The organism is Inquilinus ginsengisoli, assembly GCF_050434925.1.
GTDB classification, from domain to species: Bacteria; Pseudomonadota; Alphaproteobacteria; order DSM-16000; family Inquilinaceae; genus Inquilinus; species Inquilinus ginsengisoli_B.
Genome location: NZ_JBNDJK010000001.1, coordinates 8,095,184 through 8,117,895, shown reverse-complemented (window position 1 = coordinate 8,117,895; position 22,712 = coordinate 8,095,184). Strand labels below are relative to the sequence as shown.

The 22,712-nt window shown below is 70.6% G+C and carries 23 protein-coding genes; 11 read left to right on the top strand and 12 right to left on the bottom strand.

Going from position 1 to position 22,712, the window contains the following annotated elements; translation table 11 throughout:
* Nucleotides 1-131: 131 nt before the first annotated feature.
* Nucleotides 132-1,697: an ABC transporter substrate-binding protein gene (locus QFZ27_RS37855; RefSeq protein WP_429232109.1), complete on the bottom strand. Its 1,566-nt coding sequence runs from the start codon at nt 1,695-1,697 to the stop codon at nt 132-134.
* A 128-nt stretch (nt 1,698-1,825) separates the two neighbouring features.
* Here QFZ27_RS37855 and QFZ27_RS37850 point away from each other — a divergent pair, with 128 nt between their 5' ends.
* The 7 genes from QFZ27_RS37850 (at nt 1,826) to QFZ27_RS37820 (ending at nt 8,922) form a co-directional block, all read left to right on the top strand.
* The gene (locus QFZ27_RS37850) at nt 1,826-2,959 is read left to right on the top strand and encodes an ROK family protein (RefSeq protein ID WP_429232108.1); all 1,134 of its coding nucleotides are present in this window, start codon (nt 1,826-1,828) and stop codon (nt 2,957-2,959) included.
* A 4-nt stretch (nt 2,960-2,963) separates the two neighbouring features.
* Nucleotides 2,964-4,424, top strand: coding sequence for a M81 family metallopeptidase (locus tag QFZ27_RS37845; protein WP_429232107.1), 1,461 nt, complete (start codon nt 2,964-2,966; stop codon nt 4,422-4,424).
* 226 nt (nt 4,425-4,650) lie between these two features.
* Complete coding sequence (locus tag QFZ27_RS37840) at nt 4,651-5,397, top strand: copper homeostasis protein CutC (protein ID WP_429232106.1); 747 nt, start codon at nt 4,651-4,653, stop codon at nt 5,395-5,397.
* Nucleotides 5,397-6,425, top strand: a complete 1,029-nt coding sequence (locus QFZ27_RS37835) for an ABC transporter ATP-binding protein (RefSeq protein ID WP_429232105.1) — start codon at nt 5,397-5,399, stop codon at nt 6,423-6,425. The genes QFZ27_RS37840 and QFZ27_RS37835 overlap by 1 nt, the downstream gene beginning before the upstream one ends.
* Nucleotides 6,422-7,459, top strand: a complete 1,038-nt coding sequence (locus QFZ27_RS37830) for an ABC transporter ATP-binding protein (RefSeq protein WP_429232104.1) — start codon at nt 6,422-6,424, stop codon at nt 7,457-7,459. Before QFZ27_RS37835 ends, QFZ27_RS37830 begins: the two co-directional genes overlap by 4 nt.
* 141 nt (nt 7,460-7,600) lie before the next feature.
* Nucleotides 7,601-8,176, top strand: coding sequence for a cytochrome b (locus QFZ27_RS37825; RefSeq protein WP_429232103.1), 576 nt, complete (start codon nt 7,601-7,603; stop codon nt 8,174-8,176).
* A gap of 32 nt (nt 8,177-8,208) precedes the next feature.
* Nucleotides 8,209-8,922: a CDP-alcohol phosphatidyltransferase family protein gene (locus tag QFZ27_RS37820; protein ID WP_429232102.1), complete on the top strand. Its 714-nt coding sequence runs from the start codon at nt 8,209-8,211 to the stop codon at nt 8,920-8,922.
* Here the strand turns inward: QFZ27_RS37820 and QFZ27_RS37815 are convergent, their stop codons facing one another.
* From QFZ27_RS37815 to QFZ27_RS37765, 11 genes are all read right to left on the bottom strand, one after another.
* Nucleotides 8,923-9,684, bottom strand: a complete 762-nt coding sequence (locus QFZ27_RS37815) for a class I SAM-dependent methyltransferase (RefSeq protein WP_429232101.1) — start codon at nt 9,682-9,684, stop codon at nt 8,923-8,925. It abuts the gene before it with no gap.
* A 22-nt stretch (nt 9,685-9,706) separates the two neighbouring features.
* Nucleotides 9,707-11,134 carry an NADP-dependent phosphogluconate dehydrogenase gene (gene gndA, locus QFZ27_RS37810; RefSeq protein ID WP_429232100.1) on the bottom strand — a complete coding sequence of 476 codons (1,428 nt, stop codon included), beginning with the start codon at nt 11,132-11,134 and terminating at the stop codon, nt 9,707-9,709.
* Nucleotides 11,135-11,233: 99 nt separating this feature from the next.
* Nucleotides 11,234-12,196, bottom strand: coding sequence for an alpha/beta hydrolase fold domain-containing protein (locus QFZ27_RS37805; RefSeq protein ID WP_429232099.1), 963 nt, complete (start codon nt 12,194-12,196; stop codon nt 11,234-11,236).
* A gap of 16 nt (nt 12,197-12,212) precedes the next feature.
* Nucleotides 12,213-12,365, bottom strand: coding sequence for a hypothetical protein (locus tag QFZ27_RS37800; protein WP_429232098.1), 153 nt, complete (start codon nt 12,363-12,365; stop codon nt 12,213-12,215).
* Nucleotides 12,366-12,385: 20 nt separating this feature from the next.
* Nucleotides 12,386-13,087 (bottom strand): SDR family NAD(P)-dependent oxidoreductase, encoded by a 702-nt coding sequence (locus QFZ27_RS37795; RefSeq protein ID WP_429232097.1) that lies wholly within the window; start codon nt 13,085-13,087, stop codon nt 12,386-12,388.
* A gap of 86 nt (nt 13,088-13,173) precedes the next feature.
* Nucleotides 13,174-13,746 (bottom strand): flavin reductase family protein, encoded by a 573-nt coding sequence (locus tag QFZ27_RS37790; RefSeq protein ID WP_429232096.1) that lies wholly within the window; start codon nt 13,744-13,746, stop codon nt 13,174-13,176.
* Nucleotides 13,743-14,687, bottom strand: a complete 945-nt coding sequence (locus QFZ27_RS37785) for an ABC transporter substrate-binding protein (protein WP_429232095.1) — start codon at nt 14,685-14,687, stop codon at nt 13,743-13,745. The genes QFZ27_RS37790 and QFZ27_RS37785 overlap by 4 nt, the downstream gene beginning before the upstream one ends.
* 150 nt (nt 14,688-14,837) lie before the next feature.
* Nucleotides 14,838-15,929, bottom strand: coding sequence for an LLM class flavin-dependent oxidoreductase (locus QFZ27_RS37780; protein ID WP_429232094.1), 1,092 nt, complete (start codon nt 15,927-15,929; stop codon nt 14,838-14,840).
* Nucleotides 15,930-15,950: 21 nt separating this feature from the next.
* Nucleotides 15,951-17,141 carry an acyl-CoA dehydrogenase family protein gene (locus QFZ27_RS37775; protein ID WP_429232093.1) on the bottom strand — a complete coding sequence of 397 codons (1,191 nt, stop codon included), beginning with the start codon at nt 17,139-17,141 and terminating at the stop codon, nt 15,951-15,953.
* Nucleotides 17,142-17,143: 2 nt separating this feature from the next.
* Nucleotides 17,144-17,977: an ABC transporter ATP-binding protein gene (locus QFZ27_RS37770; protein WP_429232092.1), complete on the bottom strand. Its 834-nt coding sequence runs from the start codon at nt 17,975-17,977 to the stop codon at nt 17,144-17,146.
* A gap of 5 nt (nt 17,978-17,982) precedes the next feature.
* Entirely contained in the window at nt 17,983-18,780 is a 798-nt protein-coding gene (locus QFZ27_RS37765; RefSeq protein ID WP_429232091.1) for an ABC transporter permease subunit, read from the bottom strand.
* A 324-nt stretch (nt 18,781-19,104) separates the two neighbouring features.
* Between QFZ27_RS37765 and QFZ27_RS37760 the strand changes: the two genes are divergently transcribed.
* The 4 genes from QFZ27_RS37760 (at nt 19,105) to QFZ27_RS37745 (ending at nt 22,668) form a co-directional block, all read left to right on the top strand.
* Nucleotides 19,105-19,701 carry a nitroreductase family protein gene (locus QFZ27_RS37760; protein ID WP_429232090.1) on the top strand — a complete coding sequence of 199 codons (597 nt, stop codon included), beginning with the start codon at nt 19,105-19,107 and terminating at the stop codon, nt 19,699-19,701.
* Nucleotides 19,702-19,938: 237 nt separating this feature from the next.
* Nucleotides 19,939-20,910, top strand: a complete 972-nt coding sequence (locus QFZ27_RS37755; protein ID WP_429232089.1) for an ABC transporter substrate-binding protein — start codon at nt 19,939-19,941, stop codon at nt 20,908-20,910.
* Between the two features lie 22 nt (nt 20,911-20,932).
* Complete coding sequence (locus tag QFZ27_RS37750) at nt 20,933-21,715, top strand: class II aldolase/adducin family protein (RefSeq protein ID WP_429232088.1); 783 nt, start codon at nt 20,933-20,935, stop codon at nt 21,713-21,715.
* A gap of 5 nt (nt 21,716-21,720) precedes the next feature.
* The gene (locus QFZ27_RS37745; RefSeq protein ID WP_429232087.1) at nt 21,721-22,668 is read left to right on the top strand and encodes an ABC transporter substrate-binding protein; all 948 of its coding nucleotides are present in this window, start codon (nt 21,721-21,723) and stop codon (nt 22,666-22,668) included.
* Nucleotides 22,669-22,712 lie beyond the last annotated feature (44 nt).

Below are 22,712 nucleotides of genomic sequence, written 5' to 3'. Positions count from 1 at the left end.
GAGGAAAAAGGAGCCGTGCGAGACCGAACCGGCGTCTGCTTGCTTGGCGGCAACCCCCTCCCCCTAGCCCCCTCCCGCGGGGGGAGGGGGGACTCGGAAGGAGCGAGGGAAGGGGTGAGATCCATCCGTCCTTACGCCTTCGTCGCCCGTTCCGGGATCACCTCGCCGCCTGGCTGCAGCCACAGGTTCTTGACGTCGGCCCGCGACGCGGCGAGGTCGTTCGGGTAGTACAGCAGCACATGCGCCGCATCCTGGACGATGATGCGCTGCGCCTTGGCGTACAGCGTCTTGCGCTCGGCATCGTCGGTCGACGAACCGGCCTTGTTCAGGATCTCGTCCAGCTCCGGGTTGCTGTAGAAGCCGAGATTGGCGCCCTTCGGCGACCAGCTGTCGGTGTGGTACAGCGGCTTCAGCTGCAGGTCGGCGTCGAAGGTGCCGGTCGACCAGGAGGCGATGACGCTGTGCACGCTTTGCGCGGCCTTCTCCTCCGGCGTGCCGAAGGCGGCGGCGGTCCAGACGCCGCTCTCCATCCGCTGGATGTTCAGGGTGATCCCGGCCTGGGCCCACATGCCCTGCAGGATCTCGGCGATGTTCGCCTCCGGCTCCTGCACCGCGACATTGATAGTGATGCCGTCGGCATGGCCGGCCTCGGCCAGGAGCGCCTTGGCCTTGGCGACGTCGAGGCCGTAGCCCTCGACCGTCGGGTCATAGCCGAACACGGCCGGCGACAGCGGCGAGGTCGCCGGCAGGCCGAAGCCGTACAGCAGGTTGCTGACCAGCCCGGCCCGGTCGGTGGCCAGGTTCAGCGCCTGGCGGACGCGGACGTCGTCCAAGGGCGCCAGCTTGACGTTCAGCGACACCCAGAACACCGAGGTCGGGTTGCCCTGGAGCAGGGTCAGCTCCGGGTTCGCCTTGATCGGCGCGGCGAACACCGGCGGCAGCGGCATGACGACATCGGCGTCGCCGGTCTGCACCGCCATGTTCATGACCGCCGCTTCCTGGGTCCAGATCCACTTCAGGGTCTTGGTCGGCGCCTTCTCGCCCCAATAATCGGCATTGGCCTCGGACAGCACGTACTCGCCCGACTTGTACTCGGCCAGCTTGTACGGGCCGGTGCCGACCGCGGCGCGGCCCAGCGTGCCGGCCTTGTCGGCCTTCGGGCTGACGATCGTGGCGGACGCCACGGCCATCAGCTTCAGGAAGGCGGGGTAGGGGCGCTTCAGGGTGAAGCGGATGGTGTCGGCATCGGTCGCCTTGACCTCGGCCAGGATGGCGCGGAAGCGGCCGCTGGCGGCCAAGCCGCGCTTCTCGTCCATGTGCCGGGCGAAGCTGGCGATCACGGCGTCGGCGTTGCAGGGCTCGCCGTCATGGAACTTGACGCCCTGGCGCAGGGTGAAGGTCCAGTTGGTGCCGGTGGCGTCGGTCTCCCACTTCGTGGCCAGGACCGGCACCAGCTCCATCTTGTCGTTGTAGCCGGTCAGGCCCTCATACATCGGCTCCAGGATCGCCGAGGTGTAGGTCGCGGTCTGGTCCGCGGGGTCCATGCTGCGCGGCGCCTCGTTCTGCAGGATCACGATCTGCGAGGATTCGGCGGCGAGGGCGCCGCGGCCGCGCAGCAGCGCCGCCAGTCCCAGCGACCCGCCGAGGGCCAGCGCGCCGCGCCGGTTGATCGACAAGGTATCGATCACAAGGGTCATGTCCTTCTCCCATTGGTGGAATCGATCCGGATGTTCCGGCGATTTTGTTCGATCGGTGAAGCCTTCAGCTTGATTAAATTCAATTTATGAACTAACTGTCAAGTGTAACGCACCGGATGCCGAGGCGAATGGCCAACCCGTCGAAACGCTCGCTGCTCGAAGCCGTGTCCGACCACGGGCCGCTCAGCCGGTCCGAGCTCGCGCTCCGGACCGGGCTCAGCAAGGCGGCGATCACGGGGCTGAGCCGCGAGCTGATCCAGGACGGCGCGCTGGAGGAGAGCGAGGTGGCCTCGCCGCCGCGCCAGGGCCGGCCGTCGATCCTGCTGCGGCTGAATCCGACCCATGGCTACTTCATCGGCGCCTCGATCGTGGAGGAGCCGGTGACGATGGTGCTGACCGACTTCCAGGGCGCGGTGCTGGGCCAGCGCATGGCCTCGTGGTCGAACGACCCGAAGGCGATCGCCGGCACCATCCGCGATTCGATCCCGCATCTCCTGCGCGCGGCCGGCATCCCGGCCGACCGGCTGCGCGGCATCGGCGTCGCCCTGTCCGGTCTGGTCAATCACGACCAGGACCGCTGCCTGCACTCCGCCAATCTCGGCTGGATCGACCTGCCGGTGGCGGCGGTGGTGGAGCAGGCGACCGGCGTGCCGACCTTCCTGGAGAACGACGCCAACGCCGTCGCCACCGGCGAGCGGCTGTACGGGCTGGCGCGCGACTACCGCACCTTCGCCACCGTCACCTTCGGCGACAGCATCGGCTGCGCCCATTACGTCGACGGCGTCCTCTACCGCGGCCATGGCGGCGGCGCCGGCGAGATCGCGCATTGCACGATCGAGCCGGGCGGCCTGCCCTGCCGTTGCGGCAAGCGCGGCTGCCTCGACACCGTCGCCCCGCGCCAGGCGATCCTAGCCCAGGCGCGCGGCCTCGGCGTCTCGACCATGGCGGAGGTCGAGGCGCTGGCGGCGCAGGGCCATGCCGACGCCATCGCCATCCTGCACCGGGCCGGCGGCGCGCTGGGCCTGGCGATCGCCCATGTGATCCAGGTCAACGACCCCGAATTCGTGCTGATCGTCGATGTCGAGGGCGCGATGGGTCCGCTGTTCCGCACCGTCACCCGGCAGGCGATCGAGGCCAATGTCCTGCCCCGCCTCGCTGCCTCGACCACCATCCGCTTCCACCACGCGACCCGCGCCCTGTGGGCCCGCGGCGCCGCCAGCATCGCCGCCCACCGCTTCCTGACCCGCGCCGAAGAAGACTGAAGACATGGCATCTCCCCGCATAGCCGTCGGCGGCATTCACACCGAATGCAGCACCTACAGCCCGGTCCTGGCGACCGAGGCGGATTTCCGGGTGCTTCGCGGCAATGCCCTGACCGCCGACCCGTCCTTCGCGATGCTGCGCGACTACGACGCCACCTTCCTGCCGACGCTGCATGCCCGCGCCATTCCCGGCGGCCCGGTCGCCCGCACGACCTATGAGGCGTTCAAGGCCGAGTTCCTCGAGCGGCTGAAGGCGCTCGGCCCGATCGACGGCCTATACCTCGCCATGCACGGCGCCATGAATGTCGAGGGCATGGAGGACGCGGAGGGCGACTGGATCACCGCCGCGCGTGCCGCGGTCGGACCGGACTGCCCGATCAGCGCCAGCTACGACCTGCACGGCAATGTCAGCCAGCGCATCATCGACGCGCTCGACATGTTCTCGACCTACCGCACCGCGCCGCATATCGATGTCGAGGAGACCAAGCGCCGCGCCTGCACCATGCTGTTGCGCCGCCTCACCGAAGGCGTCCGGCCGCTGCTGCTGTGGGTCCCCGTCCCTGTGCTGTGGCCGGGCGAGCGCACCAGCACGGTGGACGAGCCGGCCAGGTCGCTCTACGCCCGGCTGCCGGCGGTCGATGCCGTCGACGGCATCCTCGATGCCTCGATGATGGTCGGCTATGTCTGGGCAGACGAGCCGCGGTCGACCGCCGCGATCATCATGACCGGCACCGACCCGGCGGCGATGGAGCGCGAGGGCACGCGCCTGGCCCAGGCCTATTGGGATGCGCGCGACGACTTCGTCTTCGGCAGCCGCACCGGCACGGTCGAAGAGTGCGTGGAGTGGGCCGTCGGCTCGGCGACCCGGCCGGTGATCCTGGCCGATTCCGGCGACAACCCGACCGGCGGCGGCGTCGGCGACCGGGCCGACCTGCTGCGGGCGCTGCTGGCGCGGGACGCTCAGGACGTGCTGATCGCCGGCATCGCCGACCGCCCGGCCACCGAGGCCTGCTTCGCCGCCGGTGTCGGGACCAAGCTGCGCCTGAGCATCGGCGCGACCCTCGACACCAAGGGCAGCGTGCCGGTGGAGGCGGAGGCCGAGGTGCTGGTGCTGGACCCCGGTTCCGATCTCGCGGACCGGCAGGCCCTGGTCCGCATCGGCGGCATCCGCGTGGTGCTGGCCGCCCGGCGTCGTCCCTTCCATAACATTTCGGACTTCACCCGGCTGGACGTGCACCCGGCCGAGGTGGCGATCCTGGTGGTCAAGTCCGGCTACCTGTCGCCGGAGCTGGCGCCGATCGCCAACCCGAACCTGATGGCGCTGTCTCCCGGCGTGGTCGACCAGGATGTCGAGCACCTGCCGCGCCACCGCACCACCCGCCCGACCTTTCCCTTCGACCGCGGCTTCGACTGGCGCCCCCGGCCCGTCTGGTCCGCCCGGTCGCTCAAGGCACTGGACCGATGACGCTTTCGCCGATGGCATGGTCAATGCCGGCGCGCTCCGATTGCCTCTCCCGCCTGGCGGGAGAGGTCGGACGTCCGCCAGGACGTCCGGGTGAGGGTTGGCCCGGGCCTCGACAAAGAGCCCTCACCCGGAGCCGCTTCGCGTCTCCGACCTCTCCCGCAAGCGGGAGAGGCAACGCAGGATCATCGTCCCACGAGGGACTCCCAGCGCAGCGAAAGACCCGTCCATGACCATCCCCCTGATCGAGATCTGCGTCGAAGGCCTGGACGGGTTTCTGGCGGCCCAGGAGGGCGGGGCCGACCGGGTCGAGCTCTGCGCCAGCCTGATCGAGGGCGGGCTGACCCCCAGCATCGGCACGATCCTCGAGGTCAAGGCCCGCGCCCGCATCCCGTTCCACGTCATCATCCGGCCGCGCGGCGGCGACTTCCTGTACAGCGACACCGAATTTGCCAGCATGGTGGCCGATGTGAAGGCGCTGCGGGAGCTCGGCGTGCCCGGCATCGTCATCGGCTGCCTGACCCCTGACGGCCGGATCGACGAGGACCGGACGGCGCAGCTGGTGCGCGAGGCGCGGCCGATGAAGGTCACCTGCCACCGCGCCTACGACATGACCCGCGACCCGGAGGAGGCGCTGGAGGCGCTGATCCGCTGCAACGTCGACCGGGTGCTGACCTCGGGCCAGAGGCCGGACGCGACGGCCGGCCTCGCCATCCTGAAGCGGGCGGTCGAGCAGGCCGGCGACCGCATCGTCATCATGGGCTGCGGCGACCTGGACGAGGCCAACATCGCCGGCATCCGCCGCGCCACCGGCCTCAAGGAAATGCATTTCGCGGCGCTGCGCACCGAGCCCAGCGGCATGGTCTACCGCAACCCGGAGATCGGCATGGGCGGCACCGAGCTGGAGCGCGAATACACCAACACCGTGACCGATCCGGAGCGGGTGCGCGCCACCATCCGCGCCGCGCGCGCCTGATGGCGGCGGCCGGGCCAGACGCCGACACCATCCTGTCGGTCAAGGAGCTGCGGACGTGGTTCGACACCGAGGACGGACCGATCCGTTCGGTCGACGGGGTGACCTTCCAGATCCGCCGCGGCGAGACCCTGGCGCTGGTCGGCGAATCCGGCTCGGGCAAGAGCGTCACCAGCCTGTCGCTGATGCGGCTGATCCAGACCCCGCCCGGGCGCATCGCCGGCGGCGAGATGCTGTTCACCGACGGCCAGGGCCGCCGGCGCGACCTCGCCCGCCTGTCGGAGGCGGAGATGCGCCGCATCCGCGGCAACGACATCGCCATGGTGTTCCAGGAGCCGATGACGTCGCTGAACCCCGTCTATCCGGTTGGCGACCAGATCGCCGAGGCGGTGGCGCTGCACCAGGGGCTGGGTCGACGCCAGGCGATGGAGACGGCGGCGCAGATGCTGGAGCTGGTCGGCATCCCGGCCGCGCGCCGGCGCCTGAAAGACTACCCGCACCAGATGTCGGGCGGCATGCGCCAGCGGGTGATGATCGCCATGGCGCTGTGCTGCCGCCCGGCGCTGCTGATCGCCGATGAGCCGACCACGGCGCTGGACGTCACCATCCAGGCCCAGATCCTGGACCTGATGCGCCGGCTGCAGGCCGAGATCGGCATGTCGATCCTGTTCATCACCCACAATCTCGGCGTGGTGGCCGAGATGGCCGACCGTGTCGCCGTGATGTATGGCGGGCGGGTGGTGGAGGAGGCCGGCGTGGTCGAGATCTTCAAATCGCCGCGCCACCCCTACACCATCGGCCTCCTGAACAGCGTGCCGCACACCGACTATGCGGCGCTGGACCGCGGCGAGTCCCGGCGGCTGGAGGCGATCCCCGGCAATGTGCCGAGTCCGCGCAAGCTGCCGCCCGGCTGCACCTTCGCGCCGCGCTGCCGCCATGCGGTCGAGGCCTGCACCGCCGCGGTGCCGCCGCTGGCCGACACCGGCGGCGGGCACATGTCGCGCTGCCTCCGCTGGAGCGAGCTGGCATGAGCGCCGTGGTCGAGAATCGGGTGGGGCGGGCCGATCGCCTGAGCACCATCGCCCTGCCGGCGCCGGGCGAGACCCTGCTCGAGGTCGACGGGCTGCGCACCTGGTTCCCGGTCGGCGGCGGGCTGTTCGGCGGCAAGGGGCAGCATGTCCGCGCGGTCGAGGACGTGTCCTTCAGCCTGAAGCGCGGCGAGGTGGTCGGGCTGGTCGGCGAATCCGGCTCCGGCAAGACCACGGTTGGCCGGTCGGTGCTGCGCCTGACCGAGCCGACGGCCGGGTCGGTGCGCTTCGCCGGCACCGACATCCTCGGCCTGTCGAAACCGGCCTTCCAGGCCTATCGGCGCGAGATGCAGATCGTCTTCCAGGATCCCTATGCCAGCCTGAACCCGCGCATGACGGTGGGCGAGATCGTCGGCGAGGCCCTGACCATCCACGGCCTGTCGCGCGGGCGCCAGCGGCCGGAGCGGATCGCCGACCTCCTCCGCCGGGTCGGCCTGCGGCCGGACGCCATCACCCGCTACCCGCATGAATTCTCCGGCGGCCAGCGCCAGCGCATCGGCATCGCCCGGGCCCTGGCGGTGGAGCCCAGCTTCATCGTGGCGGACGAGCCGGTCTCGGCCCTCGACGTGTCGATCCAGGCCCAGGTGGTGAACCTGATCCAGGACCTGCAGCGCGACCTGGGCCTGACCATGCTGTTCATCGCCCACGACCTGTCGGTGGTCGAGTATCTCTGCGACCGCGTGATCGTGATGTATCTCGGCCGGATCATGGAATCGGCGCCGGCCCGGTCGCTCTACACCGCTCCGCGCCACCCCTACACCCGGGCGCTGCTGTCCGCCGCGCCGGTGCCGGACCCGACGGTGCGGCGCGAGCGAATCCTGCTGCAGGGCGACATCCCCAGCCCGATCAACCCGCCCAGCGGCTGCGTCTTCCGCACCCGCTGCCCGCATGCGATCCCGGACTGTGCCACCGCAGTCCCGCCGCTGCGCGAGGTCGCGCCGGGCCATGCCAAGGCCTGCATCCGGGACGACCTGTAGCCCGGTCCCTTCACCGTCATGGCCAGCCCCGCCCCATGCACTTGATTGGGGGGCGTGGCCATCCATCGCACCGGCCACGCCATTTGAACGCGGCCCTCGCCGTACTAAGTTTTACAAAGCGAAGCGGCGAAAGGCCGGTTGATGAACCGCAACACGGCGGAGCGTTGGGGGCGGGTCAGCATCGCCCTGCATTGGACGATTGCGGGCCTGATCCTGCTGGTGCAGATCCCGGCCGGCATCGCGATGAACCGGGTCGATCCGGGCATGCTGCAGAACATCCTCTACGACACGCACAAAATGACCGGGCTGACGGTGTTCGCGCTGGTGGTCATCCGGCTGGCCTGGCGCTGGGCCAATCCGGTGCCCGAGCTGCCAGCGGACATGCCGCACTGGCAGGCCGCGGTGGCGCGAATAACGCATGGGCTGCTGTACCTGTTGATCCTCGCGATGCCGGTCAGCGGCTTCATCTACACGGCCACGGGCGGCTTTCCCGTGCCGCTGTTCTACCTGGTCAACCTGGCGGACTTCGTCCCGGTGAGCAAGCCGGTCGCAGCCGTGGCCAAGGCCGTGCACCTCAACCTGATCTGGGCCCTGCTGGCGGTCGTTCTGCTGCACGTCGCGGGCGCGTTGTACCACCACCTGGTCCGCCGCGACGGCGTCCTGCGGCGCATGCTGTCATCGAGGTCGCGCCTGCCCGCTGGTGAGGCGCGATCCTGAACGGCCATCGCCCTCTCCTGTTCACGACCTGGATGTGCCTGCTGGGCGTGGGGACGGCGCTGACCGGCACGGCCGCGGCGCTCGCCGGCGCAAGCCCGGTCGCCGCGCCCTTCCTGATCGCGACGCTCCTGGTCTATGCCGGGGTCGCGGCCGTGATCGCCGTGACGATCGAGGGCTGGCACCCCCATCCGCGGTTCGGCGCGGCCAATCTGATGACGCTGACGCGGCTGGGCATCGCCGCGATCTTCGCCGGAGTGTTGGTGGAAGGGCTGCTCGACCCCAGCCGGATCTCGGCCGGGGTCGCCTGGACCTGCGTCGTGCTGCTGTCGGTCGCGCTGGTGCTGGATGGCGTCGACGGCGTGCTGGCCCGCCGGCAGGCCTTGGCCTCACGCTTCGGGGCGCGCTTCGACATGGAGGTCGACGCGCTGACCATCCTTCTCCTCTCGGTCCTGGCGGTCCTGCTGGAGAAGGCCGGTGCCTGGGTCGCGCTGATCGGCCTGATGCGCTACGCCTTCGTAGCGGCCGGCATCGTCTGGCCGACCCTTGCCCAGCCGCTGCCGCCATCGCTGCGCCGGAAAGCCGTCTGCGTCGTCCAATACGCCGCGCTGCTTGTCATGCTGCTGCCGATCGCGCGTCCCCCGGCGACGGTAGTCGTCGCTGCGGTCGCGCTCGCGGCCCTGGCCTGGTCCTTCGCCGTCGATATCGGCTGGCTGCTGCGACGGCGCGGCGTGCGAACGGCGACCTGATCAGAGGGTCGCCAGAAGATCCACATGCCCGACCAGGCATTGCCCGTCCGCGGCCCGGCCCTGCCGGAACGCCAGCCAGTCCTCGACCTCGCTCCTCGCCAGGCCGTCCCATCCGGCGGCCACGGCGGCGATCCCGGGCAGCAGCGCGGCGACCAACTCGGCGTCGCCCGGCCCGAGGCGCCACGGGCTCGCTTCGACGCGGACTTCGAAACCCCGCGCCCGCAAGGCTGCGGCCAGCACCTCCGCGCCGTCCGGCCCCAGCGCCGGGCCGAACTCCTTGTCGGTCCGCTGATGCGCGTTGAGGGCGGCGGTCATCGCCGGGTCGCCGGGATGCGCCGGATCGAAGGACAGGCACCCGTCATAGGAGAGTGCGGCATAGAATGGGCATCGACGGGCTTTCAGGGCATCCGCCAGACGCTCGACCCACGCCTCGGACACCAGATCCAGCAGCGCCGAAGCCGTGACCAGCGCGGCGCCCTCGATCGGCGGATCTTCGCGGGCCAGTTCGCAGAGCACCGTTTCGGCACCCGTTCTCCGACCGGCCTCGCGCAGTACCGCCGCATCATGATCGACCAGCCGCCACCGGACGGAACGGGCGAGGTGCGGCTGCAGCGCCCGCACGGTCGATCCGGTGCCGCAGCCCAGATCCACGACCAGCCCGCCGGCCCCGACGAGGGCCGCAGCGGCGCCGCGCAGCCCGGAATGCCGGGCGGCGTGGTCCGCAGGCTCGCGCAGGTCGAGCCAGGCGATCGGGAAGGACAAGGGGCGGCCGCCCTCGCTCCGCTCAGCCGTGTGCCTGGCTCCACGGGCCGTGGTGCTGCCCCTCGGCGTCGATGCGGCCGAAGCCGTGGGCGCCGAAGAAGTCGCGCTGGCCCTGGGTCAGGTCGGCGGTCGAGCGCGGCTGGCGCAGCGCCAGCCAGCGCGAGGTCGCGGCCGACAGGGCCGGCACTGCATGGCCGTGGCGGAAGGCCTCGGCCACCACCTCCGGCAGCGCCCCGGCGGCGCCCTCGAACAGCGGCGTCAGGCCCGGCGCCAGCACCAGGGACTCGATGTCCGGCGTCTGGTCATAGGCCGAGGCGATGCGGTCCAGCAGGGTCGAGCGGATGATGCAGCCGGCGCGCCAGATCCGGGCGACCTCGGCCAGCGGCAGCTTCCAGCCATATTCGCGCGAGGCCGCCGACATGATGGCGAAGCCCTCGGTATAGGCCAGGATCTTGCCGGCCAGCAGCGCCTTCTCCAGCAGCTCGATCGCCGCCTCGCGGTTGCCGGCGAATGTCAGCTTCTGGGCCGCGCCGGGGAAGCGCTCGGACAGGGTCTTGCGCAGGGCGCGCTCGGCCGAGACGCCGCGCGCCTCCACCGCCGCGGTGATCGAGGAGGCCGGGGCGCCCAGCGCCAGCGCCTCGATCGCCGACCAGCGGCCGGTGCCCTTCTGGCCGGCGCTGTCGACGATGACGTCGACCAGCGGCTTGCCGGTCTTGGGATCAGTGGTCTTCAGCACCGTGGCGGTGATGTCGACCAGGTAGGAGGATAGCGGGCCCTTCGACCAGCGCTCGAACACGTCGCCGATTTCGGCCGGGGTCAGCCCCAGGCCGCGGCGCAGCAGGCCGTAGACCTCGCCGATCATCTGCATGTCGGCATATTCGATGCCGTTGTGGATGGTCTTGACGAAGTGGCCGGCGCCGTCGGTGCCCAGCAGGGCGCAGCACGGCGTGCCCTCGAACTTGGCGGCGATCGCCCGGAAGATCTTCTCGACCCGGCCATAGACCTCGGGCTTGCCGCCGACCATGATCGACGGGCCGTGGCGCGCCCCCTCCTCGCCGCCCGACACGCCGACGCCGAGATAGGCGAGGCCCGCCTGGTCCATGGCGCTCTCGCGCCGCACCGTGTCGTGGAAATTGGCGTTGCCGGCGTCGATCAGGGCATCGCCCTTGTCCAGCAGCGGCTGCAGCCGGGCGGCGGTCTCGTCCACCGCGGCGCCAGCCTGCACCATCAGCAGGATCGCGCGCGGCTTCTTCACCGCCGCCACCAGCTCCTCCGGCGTATGGCAGGGCACGAGGCGCTCGGCCAGCGGGCCGGCCAGGGCCATCGCCTCGTCGGTCCTCTCGCTGCTGCGGTTGTAGAGCGCGACCCGGAAACCTTTTTCCGCCATGTTGAAGGCGAGGTTCCGGCCCATGACGGCCAAGCCGACGACTGCGATATCCGCGCCGCTCATCTGATGCCTCTTCTCTGTCCGCTGATGACCAGACGGCCAATCGATGAGGCTATCGATAGTCAACCGCCGGAGCCTTGTCCATGCCCGGCGGCCGGCTTGTCAGACAAGATGCCGCTTCAACGCCGCGACCACGTCGTCGCGGGCCTCGCGGGCGCGGGACAAGAGGCGGGTCTGCGCCAGGAAGCCGTGCGGCATGTCGGGATAGAGCTTCAGGCTGTGCGCCGCGCCGATCCCGGTCAGCCGCTGATCCAGGTTGAGGGTGTCGTCGAGCAGCGGGTCCAGCCCGGCGGCGAGCAGCAGCAGCGGCGGCAGGCCGCCGAGATCGGCGGTCAGCGGCACCGCCTGGGGATCGTCGCGCAGCGCCGGGTCGGGCAGGTACTGGGTCCAGAACCAGTCCAGCTTGGCGGTCGACAGGCCGTAGCGGCCGTCACCGAAATCGCGATGAGACGGGGTGTCGTGGTTGGCCGACAGCATGCCGTAGACCAGGGCGCCGAAGCGCGGCAGCGGTTCGCTCAGGTCGCGCAGCCGCAGCAGCGTGGCCAGCGCCAGATTGCCGCCGGCGGAATCGCCGCCGATGCCGATACGGCCGGCATCGAGGCCCAGCGCCACGGCGTGCTCGCGCAGCCAGCGCACCACCCCGACGACCTGGTCGCGCGCGGTCGGGAATTTGTGCTCGGGCGCCAGGGCGTAGTCCAGACCGACCACCACCACCCGGGCGTCGCGCGCCACCTCACGCTTCCAGCGGTCCAGCGAGTCGATGCCGCCGAGGGCGAAGCCGCCGCCATGGGCGTGCAGATAGGCCGGCAGCGGCCGGGTCGCGCCGTCGGGGTAGTACAGCCGCACCCGCACCGGCACCGGCAGGTGGGCCAGGATAAGCTCCTCGACCCGAGCCAAAGGCGGGGCGTCCTGATTCAGGAAGGCCTGCAGGGTCTGGGCATGGCCGCGGGCGACGACGATCGGCGTTGCCAGCACGTCGGCCTGGACGATACCGCTCTCGCGCAGCAGCGCCTGGCCGGCGAGGAATTCGGGGGCGAGGCCCGGCGGGGTCAGGGCATCCGGCATGGCGAGGCCTCGGTGGTCAGCGTGGCAGGGGGCGGCGGACGAAGGCCCGGACCCGGTCCAGCAGGCGGGGGCCGGCCGGCCGCGTCCGCCGCGGCGGCTCGGCCTGGTCGTCGGGCCGCTCGGGCAACCGGCTCTCCAGCGTGTGGATCAACCAACCGATCGTGTCCATGGGCCCTCCGAACCGTGAAATCAGAAAGTCTCCACCCAGGGCCGCAACTCGATCTCCCAGCTCCAGGCGCTGCGCGGCTGACGCAGCAGGTCGAGATAGCTCTGAGCGATGGCATCGGGGTCGAGGGTGCTGTCCGGCTTGGCGGGCGGGTCCTCGCGACCGGCCTCGCGGATCTGGCCGTCGATCACGACATGGGCGACATGGATGCCCTGCGGCGACAGCTCGCGCGCCATGCTCTGGGCCAGACCGCGCAGCGCGAACTTGCCCATGGCGAAGGGGGCGGAGCGGGCATAGCCCTTGACGCTGGCGGAGGCGCCGGTGAACAGGATGGCGCCGCGCTTTTTCGCCAGCATCCGCTTGGCCGCCTGCTGCCCGACCAGGAAGCCGCCGAAGGCCGACACCGCCAGCACCCGCTGGACCTCGGCCGGATTCAGGTCGGCCAGCGGGCCGCGCAGCCGGGCGCTCGCGTTGAAGATCACGACGTCCGGGTCGCCGATGCGCTGCTGCACAGCGTCGAACAGCCCGGCCACCGCCTGGGCGTCCGACGCGTCGGCGGCAAAGGCGGCGGCGCCGGTCTCCTCCAGCAGCGGCTTCAGCTTGTCGGTATCGCGCGCGGCGACGGCGACGCGCATGCCCTGGCGGCTGAGCAGCCGAGTCAGCGAGGCGCTGAGTCCGCTGCCGGTGCCGACGATCAGGGCTGTCTTGTAGCTCTCACGGCTCATGGCTGTCCTCAGGACCGGGTTGGCTGCGCCGGATGCGCCCCTGTCCTATCATGTCGTCGGCAACGTCCACAGCCGCAAGGCCGATCTCAGGTCGGCCGGATCGCGCCATAGGCCCCGCGCCAATACAGCAGCGGATCGGTGCCGGGGGCACCCCCCGTGCCCCCGGCACCGTGCAGGGCCTGCACCCGGCCGATCAGAATGTCGTGGGAGTGGCGCTGGATCCGTTCCTCCAGCGTGCAGTCGAAGGCGACCAGCGCGTCGGCCAGGATCGGCGCGCCGCTGGCCAGCTGGATCCATCGGGCGCCGGCGAAGCGGGCCTCGCCCTTCTCGCCGTTGCGGCCGGCAAAGCGGTCGGCGACCGGCTGCTGCGACGCGGCCAGCACATTGACCCCGAAATGCGCGTGCCGGACCAGCAGCGGCCAGGCCGAGGCCGAGCGGTTGACGCAGACCAGCACGGTCGGCGGATCGGCCGACAGCGACACCACCGAGGTGGCGGTCAGGCCGTTGCGCTCCGATCCCAGCCCGGCGGTGACGATGCTGACTGCCCCCGCCAGGTGGCGCATGGCGCCGCGGAAGCCGTCATTGGTCACCGGCGAGTGGCGTTCTTCCCAAGGCTCCAGGCCGGCTGCGGCTAAAGCGAGAAGGGTGTCGAGGCTCATTTCTTCGCCAGCTCCGCCAGCACCGGGTCGTTGAACGACCGGTCGAGCACGGTCCCGGCGTCCAGCTGCGTCTGGATCAGCCCGGCGCGGAAATAGAGGTCGATGGTCTTCTGTTCGTCGGCGACCACGGTGTCGTCGATCGCCACCGGCCGCACCGCTTGGCGCGACAGGTATTGCAGCGCCACCTCCTGCGGCAGGCCGACCAGCTTGCTCCAGATTTCGGCATAGGCCGGGTAGTTGCTGGTGCCCCAGTTGCGGGCCTTGGCCAGCCGGCCGACGAAATCCTGCAGCGCCGCGCGCTTGGCCTCGATCGCATCCGGCCGGGCGACCAGGAAGCTCAGGCCCGGCGTGATGCCGACGCCGGTGACGACGCGGCGGGCGCCCTCCTGCAGCTCCAGCTGCGAGGTGTAGGGCTCCCAGGTCGACCAGCCGTCGATGGCGCCGCTGGACAGCGCGGCCTTGGCCTCCGCCGGCAGCAGGTAGACGATGGTGACCGCGTCCGGCTTCAGCCCGGCCTGCTCCAGCGCCGCCAGGATCAGCTGGTGGCCGATCGAGCCGCGGCCGGTGCCGACGGTCTTGCCGACCAGGTCCTGCAGCCCCTGCACCGGCGAGTCCTTGGGCACGACGATGGCCAGGCCGTCCTGCTTCGACCGGATCGCCGCGATCGCCTTGACCGGCACCCCCGCGGCGGCGGCGAAGGTGAAGGGCGCGTCGCCGACGCTGCCCGCATCGATGGCGTCGGCGTTCAGCGCCTCCAGCAGCGGGGCTGCAGCCGGGAACTCGCTCCATTCGATCCGATAGGGAAGGTCGGACAACACGCCCGCCGCCTCCATCACCGACCGGGCGTTGCCCTTCTGGTCGCCGACCCGCAGCACCGTCTCGGCATTGGCCGCGCCGGTGATCGCCAGGGCCAGGGCCAGCCCGGCCAGGATGCGCTTCATGGTAGGAACTCCGGACAGGCTCATTATCGGGCCCTTGTTTTTGCTGTCATTGCCGGGCTTGACCCGGCAATCCAGAGGGTGTCGAGGCCTTCTGGATGCCCGGGTCAAGCCCGGGCATGACAATGAAGAAGAGGCGGGAAAGATTGGCGTTCACTCCGCTGCCGTCGCGTTGGCCCGCGCACGCTCGGCGACCAGCATGCGGGTCAGCGGGATCAGCTCGCGGCCGTAATCGATGGCGTCGTCCAGCGGGTCGAAGCCGCGGATCAGGAAGGTGGTGACGCCGAGGTCGTAATAGTCCAGCAGCGCGTCGGCCACCTGCTCCGGCGTGCCGACCAGCGCGGTGGAGTTGCCCTTGGCGCCGGTCAGGGCGGCGATGCCGGTCCACAGCCGCTTGTCCAGCCGCGGGCCCTGCGCGGCCGCTTCCAGCAGGCGCTGCGACCCGGAATTGGCGGGCTCGGCGGTGCGCTTGTAGCCGGTCTTGTCCTGCACCGCGCGCGCCTGCTCCAGGATCGCATCGGCGCGGGCCCAGGCCTTTTCCTCGGTCTCGGCCAGGATCGGCCGCAGCGACAGGCTGAAGCGCAGCTGCCGCCCGTGCCTCGCCGCCGATGCCCGCACCCGGCCGGTCAGCTCGCGCACCTGGGCATGGGTCTCGCCCCACAGCGCGTAGATGTCGGCATGCCGGCCGGCCACCGCGATCGCCGCGTCGGAGGCGCCGCCGAAATAGACCGGGATGTGCGGCGGCCGCACCGACTTGACGGTCGAGAAGCCGCGCTCGAACCGGTAATGCGGCCCGTCATGGTCGAAGGGTGCGTCGCTGGTCCAGATCTTGCGCAGGATGCCCAGATACTCGTCGGTGCGGGCATAGCGCTCATCCTTGGTCAGGAAGTCGCCGTCCTGGCGCAGCTCGGCATCGTCGCCGCCGGTGATGATGTGCACGGCGACGCGGCCGCCGGTCAGCTGGTCCAGCGTTGCGAACTGCCGCGCCGCCAGCGTCGGGGCGGTGAAGCCGGGCCGGTGGGCGATCATCAGCCCCAGCTTCTCGGTCACCGACGCGGCATGGCCGGCGATCAGGATGCTTTCCGGCGAGGTCGAGTGGAAGGCGACCAGGGCGCGGTCGAAGCCGGCGGCCTCATGCGCCCGGGCGACCGTCTCGATATAGGGCACGTCGATCACCGGCCCGCTGGCGGGGCGGGTCTCGGAGAAGTCGCGGGTGCCGATGAAACCGATGAATTCGACGCTCATGGCAAGATCCTCGAAGCGATGTCAAAGGCCGAGGGCGAGGCGCCCGGCGGCAAGGCGGATGGAATCGTCCTGCGGCGTGTGGATGCGGGCGCACAGCACGTCGCGGTAATGCCGCTCCAGCGGGTTGGCGCGGGCCAGGCCGGGGTTGCCGGTCAGCCGCACCGCGGTCTCGACTGCGGCGATGGCGTTGCCGGTGATGGTCAGCTTGACGATGCCGCTCTCGGTCGGCGTCGGCGGACGGCCGTCATCGACGTCGCGGGCAGCGCTGGCGAGCAGCCGGGCGTCGACGGCGAGCAGGGTCTCGATCTCGCCGACCGCGTCCTGCATCCGCGGCAAGGTGGCCAGCGGCGCGCCGAGATTGGCCGGGGTCCGGGTCTTCAGGAACTCGACGAACCAGTCCCGCGCGGCGCGGGCGATGCCGTCATACAGGGCGCCGATCAGCACCGCGCCCCAGGCCGACTTCACCGGCTCCGGCGTGCGCGACGCCGCGGGCGGGCGCAGGTCGACCGCATGGTCCAGCGGCACCAGTACATCCTCCAGGATCACGTCGTGGCTGTTGGTGGCGCGCATGCCGAGCTGGTCCCAGCTCTCCACCACGCGGATGCCGGGCGAGTTCGCCGGCACCAGGATGGTGCCGATTCGCGGCTCGGTCTCGTCGGTCACGGCCCAGACGGCGAGCCAGGACAGGATCGGGATGCCGGTGGCGAAGATCTTGTGGCCGGAGACGCGCCAGCCCTCCGGCGTCCGCCGCGCCACCGTCGCCGGCAGCCTGCCGCGGGCCGGGGTGCCCAGCTCCGGCTCCACCCGCAGCGCGTTGATCAGCGACACGCCGGCGGCGGCCTCGCGGCCCAGCCGCTCCGCCAGATGCGCCGGCCAGCCGCGCTCCTCCATCGAGGCGTGCTGCAGGTACTGCATCGACAGCACCAGCGCGGTCGACGGCTCGCCCCGGGCGATGCCGCCGATCACCGCGGCGGCGTCCTGCAGCCCGCCGCCCAGCCCGCCGAAGCGGCGCGGCGTGACCAGGGCCAGCAGGCTCGCCTCGGCCAACCGGTCGAAATTGGCAAAGGGAAAGGCGCCGCTGCGGTCATGCTCCGCCGCCGTCCGGGAGAACTCCGTGGCCAGGGCGGCCACGGTCTCCGCCAGGGTCGGTGGCGCCCCGACACGATGCAGGGGGACGCTGCGGAGCGGCTGGTCCGGCCGGGCCAAAACCATGCTCAGGCTCCGACAGCGGCCGGGGCGCCATGCCCGGCCGAAATCGGTCGGCCGGCGGGACGGGGAGCGGCCGGCACCGCCTCGCCCTCGAACTCGTCGACGCCGAGATCGGCCAGCAGCCTGGTGCGCAGCCGGACGAAGCCGGGGTCGCCGTGGCGGCGCGGCCGGTCCAGCGTGATCGGGATGTCGGTGGCGATCCGGCCCTCGGCCAGCACCAGCACCCGGTCGGCCAGCAGCAGCGCCTCGTCGACGTCGTGGGTGACCAGCAGCACTGCCGGGCGATGTGCCTGCCACAGCGACCCGACCAGCCCCTGCATTTTCATCCGGGTCAGCGCGTCCAGCGCGGCGAAGGGCTCGTCCAGCAGCAGCAGGCGCGGCTCGCGCACCAGCGCCCGGGCCAAAGCGGTGCGCGAGGCCTCGCCGCCCGACAGGGTCAGCGGCCAGGCGTCGATCCGGTGCGACAGCCCGACCTCCTGCAGCGCCGCGACCGCGCGGTCGCGGGCGCCGGCCCCGGGCAGGCCCAGCGCGACGTTGCGCCAGACGCTCTTCCACGGCAGCAGCCGCGGCTCCTGGAACACCACGGTGCGCTCCGACGGCACGGTGACGGTGCCGGAAGGGGCTGGGTCCAGCCCCGCCAGGGTGCGCAGCAGCGTCGACTTGCCGGAGCCGCTGCGGCCCAGCAGGGCGACGAAGGCGCCGTCGGGGATATCGAGGTCGAGATTGTCGAGGATGTTCGGGCCGCCGAAGGACCGGGTCAGGCCGCGGATGCGGACGAGGTCCGGGCGGGCAGCGGCGGGTTCGGTGTCGGCCCGCTGGCGGGCGGCGGAGAGGGGCACGAAGCTCACTCCTTCACGAAGCTGGGGCGCCAGCGCAGCACGCTGCGCTCGATGCCGCGGACGAGCTGGTCGGCGCCGAGGCCGAGCAGGGCGTAGACGATCAGGCCGACGAAGATGATGTCGGTGCGCAGGAAGTCGCGCGCGGTCATCACCAGGTAGCCGATGCCGCTGGAGGCGTTGATCTGCTCGCCGATCACCAGGCTGAGCCAGGCCGAGCCGAGCGAATAGCGCAGCCCGACCAGGGCCGAGGGCAGGGCGCCCGGCAGGATCACCTGGCGCACCAGCTCGCGCTGCGACAGGCCGAACACGCTGGCGGCCTCGACCAGCTTGGCGTCGACGCCGCGGATCCCGGCGAACAGCGTCAGGTAGATCGGGAAGGCCGAGCCGAGCGCGACCAGCGCGATCTTCGGCGTCTCGCCGATGCCGAACCACAGGATGAACAGCGGCACCAGCGCCAGGAAGGGCAGGGTGCGCAGCATCTGCATGGTGGCGTCGACCAGATCCTCGCCGCGCCGCGACAGCCCGGCCACCAGCGCCAGCCCGGCGCCGGTGGTGACGCCGATGGCCAGGCCCGCGGTGACCCGGCCCAGCGAGACCAGCAGGTGCTGCAGCAGCTCGCCCGAGGCCAGCAGCGTCCAGAAGGTGGCGATGATGGTCGCCGGCGAGGCGATCGACCGGGCCGGGATCAGCCCGGCGGAGGAGCCGGCCTGCCACAGCAGGATGATCACCAGGGGCGGGATGAAGCGGCGGAACCGCTCGATCCGGAAGCCGCCGGCAGGCTGGGTCAGCGAAAGCGTGGCCAAGGCGCGATGTCCTGTTGCCGGGAAAGCGGGGAGGCGACAGCGGGCGTCGCTGATATGTAGATCATGACTAACGATATTTCTGAGTCAATGTGATTCTGAAATATAGATCAATAAATCTATGTATAATATGTAACCGACTGATATTTATTGATTCTATGTCGATCTGTGATCCCGGAATCGGCGCTGCGGCTGCTGCTGCATGGCAGCGATGCCGGATAATTAAACATGAGTAATTTGTTTTGATGGCGCTTTGGCCGGTATCACAATGGCCTTTCGCGATTAGCCGAAGCCCGCCCTTCGTCCGGACCGGCCCATGGAGTCGACATGACCAGCCTCAACGGCCGCGTGGCCGAGCACGACATCGATGCCCTGTTCCTGCGACGCTGGTCGCCGCGCGCCTTCACCGAGGAGGCGATCCCGGAATCGGAGCTGCTGCGCTGCTTCGAGGCGGCGCGCTGGGCGCCTTCCGCCTACAACTCGCAGCCCTGGCACTTCATCTATGCCCGCCGCGGCACGGCGCGCTGGCCGGTCTTCCTCGAGATCCTGAACGAATGGAACCGCGGCTGGGCGCAGCACGCGGCGGCGCTGGTGATCGTCACGTCCAAGACGAAGTTCGACCAGCCCGGCAAGGGCGAGACCCCGCTGCCGACCCATTCCTTCGACGCCGGCGCCGCCTGGTCGAACTTCGCCCTGCAGGCCCTCCTGTCCGGCTGGCACACCCACGGCATGTCCGGCTTCGACCGCGACAAGGCGCGCTCTCTGCTCGGTCTGCCGCCCGACTACGGCGCCGACGCCGCCATCGCCATCGGCCGGCTGGGCGACAGGTCGGTCCTGCCGGAGAAGCTGCAGGAGCGCGAAATGCCGAACAACCGCAAGCCGCTGAGCAGCATCGTCTCGGAAGGTGCCTTCCGGGGCGAATAGGAGGCTCCTCACCGTCATTGCGAGGAGGCGAAGCCGACGAAGCAATCCAGGGGCCGATGCAGGTGGCCCTGGATTGCTTCGCTGCGCTCGCAATGACGGAGAAGCTGGGTGCGGCTTGCAGAGAAATAACAAAAATAGAATGTTCTAAATTTCAATTTGACTCATTAAGATTTGTATATTCACCTAATCCACATCGAATCCCGCATTGCCGCGTCCACGCCCACCGAAGGAACGCCCGTGCCCATCATCCTGTCGCGCCGCTCGCTGCTGGCCGGCGGCGCCGGCCTCCTGGCGCTGGCGCCCGGCCTGTCCCAGGCCGGGTCCGGCGTCACCCTGCGCGCCGCCAAGTACAAGGGCCGTGAGGACAACCTGCTGCGCGCCGCCGGGCAGCTCGACACGCCCTATGCGCTGAGCTTCGGCGAGTTCGCCTCGGGCAACGTGATCGTCGAGGCGATGAATGCCGGCGCCATCGATGTCGGGTCGATGAGCGAGATCCCGCCGGTCTTCGCCGCCGCCTCCGGCGCCCGGATCAAGGCGGTCGCGATCATCGCCGACGACGTCAACAACCAAGTCGTCCTGGTGCCGAAGGACAGCCCGATCCGGGCGCCCGCCGACCTCGCCGGCAAGCGCGTCGGCTATGTCCGCGCCACCACCACCCAGTATTATCTCGCCCGGATCCTGAAGGCCGTGGGCCTGTCCTTCGCCGACATCACCGGCGTGCCGCTGACCCCGGCCGACGGCCGTGCCGCCTTCGACCAGGGTGCCATCGACGCCTGGGCGATCTACGGCTACTCCGTGCCGATCACCATTGCCGCCTCCGGCGCCCGGGTGCTGGTCACCGCCAATGGCTACCTTTCCGGCAACTACATCTACGCCGCCCGGGCCGAGGCGCTGGAAGACCCGAAGCTGTCGGCGGCGATCGGCGACTACCTGCTGCGCATCAAGCGGGCCTGGGCCTGGCAGCAGGCCCATATCGAGGACTGGGCGACGATCTTCAGCGATGCCATCGGCGTGCCGCGCGACATCGTGCTGGGCCAGCTGCGTAACGCCAGCCAGCCCAACGACCTGAAGCCGGTGACCGACGACGCCGTCGCCTCGGTCCAGGCCGTCGCCGACACCTTCATCGAGCTCGGCCTGGTGCCCGGCCCGATCGACGTCGCTCCCCTGTTCGACCGCCGCTACGGCGAACTGCTGGCCAAGAGCGCCTGACCCCCTTGCGAGGACCGACCCCATGAGCCAAGCCACCGTCGCCACCCGCGCCCGGGACTTCTTCACCCTGCCGCAGCACAATTCGCTGGAGGCGGAGCGGCTGCACCGCAAGCAGCGCCTGGCCGCCGCCTTCCGCATCTTCGCCCGCCGCGGCTTCGACCAGGGCCTGGCCGGCCACATCACGGCGCGCGACCCGGAGCTGACCGACCATTTCTGGGTCAATCCGCTGGGCAAGCATTTCGGCCAGATCCGCGTCTCCGACCTGCAGTTGGTCAACGAACACGGCGAGATCGTCGCCGGCGACCAGCCGATCAACGAGGCCGCCTTCGTCATCCATGCCGCGATCCACAAGGCGCGGCCGGACGTGGTTGCCGCCGCCCACACCCATTCGACCTATGGCAAGGCCTGGTCGACGCTGGGCCGGCTCCTGGACCCGATCACCCAGGATTCCTGCACCTTCTACGGCGACCACGGCCTCTACGGCGAATTCCACGGCGTGGTGCTGGAGGCGGAGGAAGGCCAGCGCATCGTCTCGGCGCTGGGCCACCGCAAGGCGGTGATCCTGCAGAATCACGGCTTCCTCACCGCCGGCCCGTCGGTCGAGGCGGCGGCGTGGTGGTACATCGCCATGGACAACGCCGCCCATGCCCAGCTGCTGGCCGAGGCCGCGGGCAAGCCGATCGTGCTGGACCACGACACGGCCAAGTTCACCTATGACCGGGTCGGCGGCCCGACCGGCGGCGCGCTCAGCTTCAAGCCGCTCTGGGACTGGATCGTCGCGGCCGAACCCGACCTGCTGGATTGACGCCGATGCGAAACACCCTCAGCCGCCGTGACCTGTCGCGCCTCGCCCTCGGCCTGCCGCTGCTGGCGTTGTCCCGTCCTGGCCAAGCGCAGGAGACGGCGCTGCAGGTCGGCGACCAGCTGTTCGGCAATCGGTCGGTGATCGAGGTCTCGGGCCAGGCGGAGAACCTGCCCTATGCCATCGACTGGAAGCAGTTCCCGGCCGCCCAGCCGTTGCTCGAGGCGCTGAACGCCGGTGCGCTGGATGTCGGGATGATGGGCGACCTGTCCTTCTTCACCGTCTTTGCCGCCGGGGCGCCGCTGCGCGCCATCGGCGCCTATCGGGCCGATCCGCGCACCCAGGCGATCCTGGTGCGGTCCGACTCGCCGATCCAAAGCGTGCAGGACCTGAAGGGCAAGCGGGTGGCCGGCACCCGCGCCGGCTGGGGCCAGTTCCTGATCCTGGCGACGCTGAAGCAGGCCGGCATCGATCCGTCCGAGGTCGAGATCGTGCTGCTGCCGCCGCCGGAGGCGCGGTCGGCGCTGGCGGCCGGCGCGATCGACGCCTGGGCGGTGTGGGAGCCCTATGTCTCGACCGAGATCCTGGAGCGCGGTGCCCGGGTGGTGGCGGATGGGCGCGGCCTGTCGCCGACCATCACCCTGGTCGCCGCCCATGTCGACGCGATCGCGGCCAAGCATGCGGCGCTGCAGGACTTCCTCGGCCGGCTCAGCGCCGGCCGCGCCTGGGTCCGCGCCCATCCGGCGGACTACGCCCGCTACTATGCCGGGCTGTCGAAGATCCCGGAGGCGGTGGTGCAGCGGTCGACCGAGCAGCAGCAGGTCGGTTTCGTCGCCCTCGACGATGCGGTGGTGGCAGAGCTGCAGCGCGCCGCCGACCTGACGGTGAAGTTCGGCATCCTGCGCGACCGGGTCGACGTCGCCAGCACCATCGACCGCAGCTTCAGCGCGGTTTGAGAGACCGTCGGGGGGCGGTGGAGGGGAGAAAGGCCCGGCCGGGG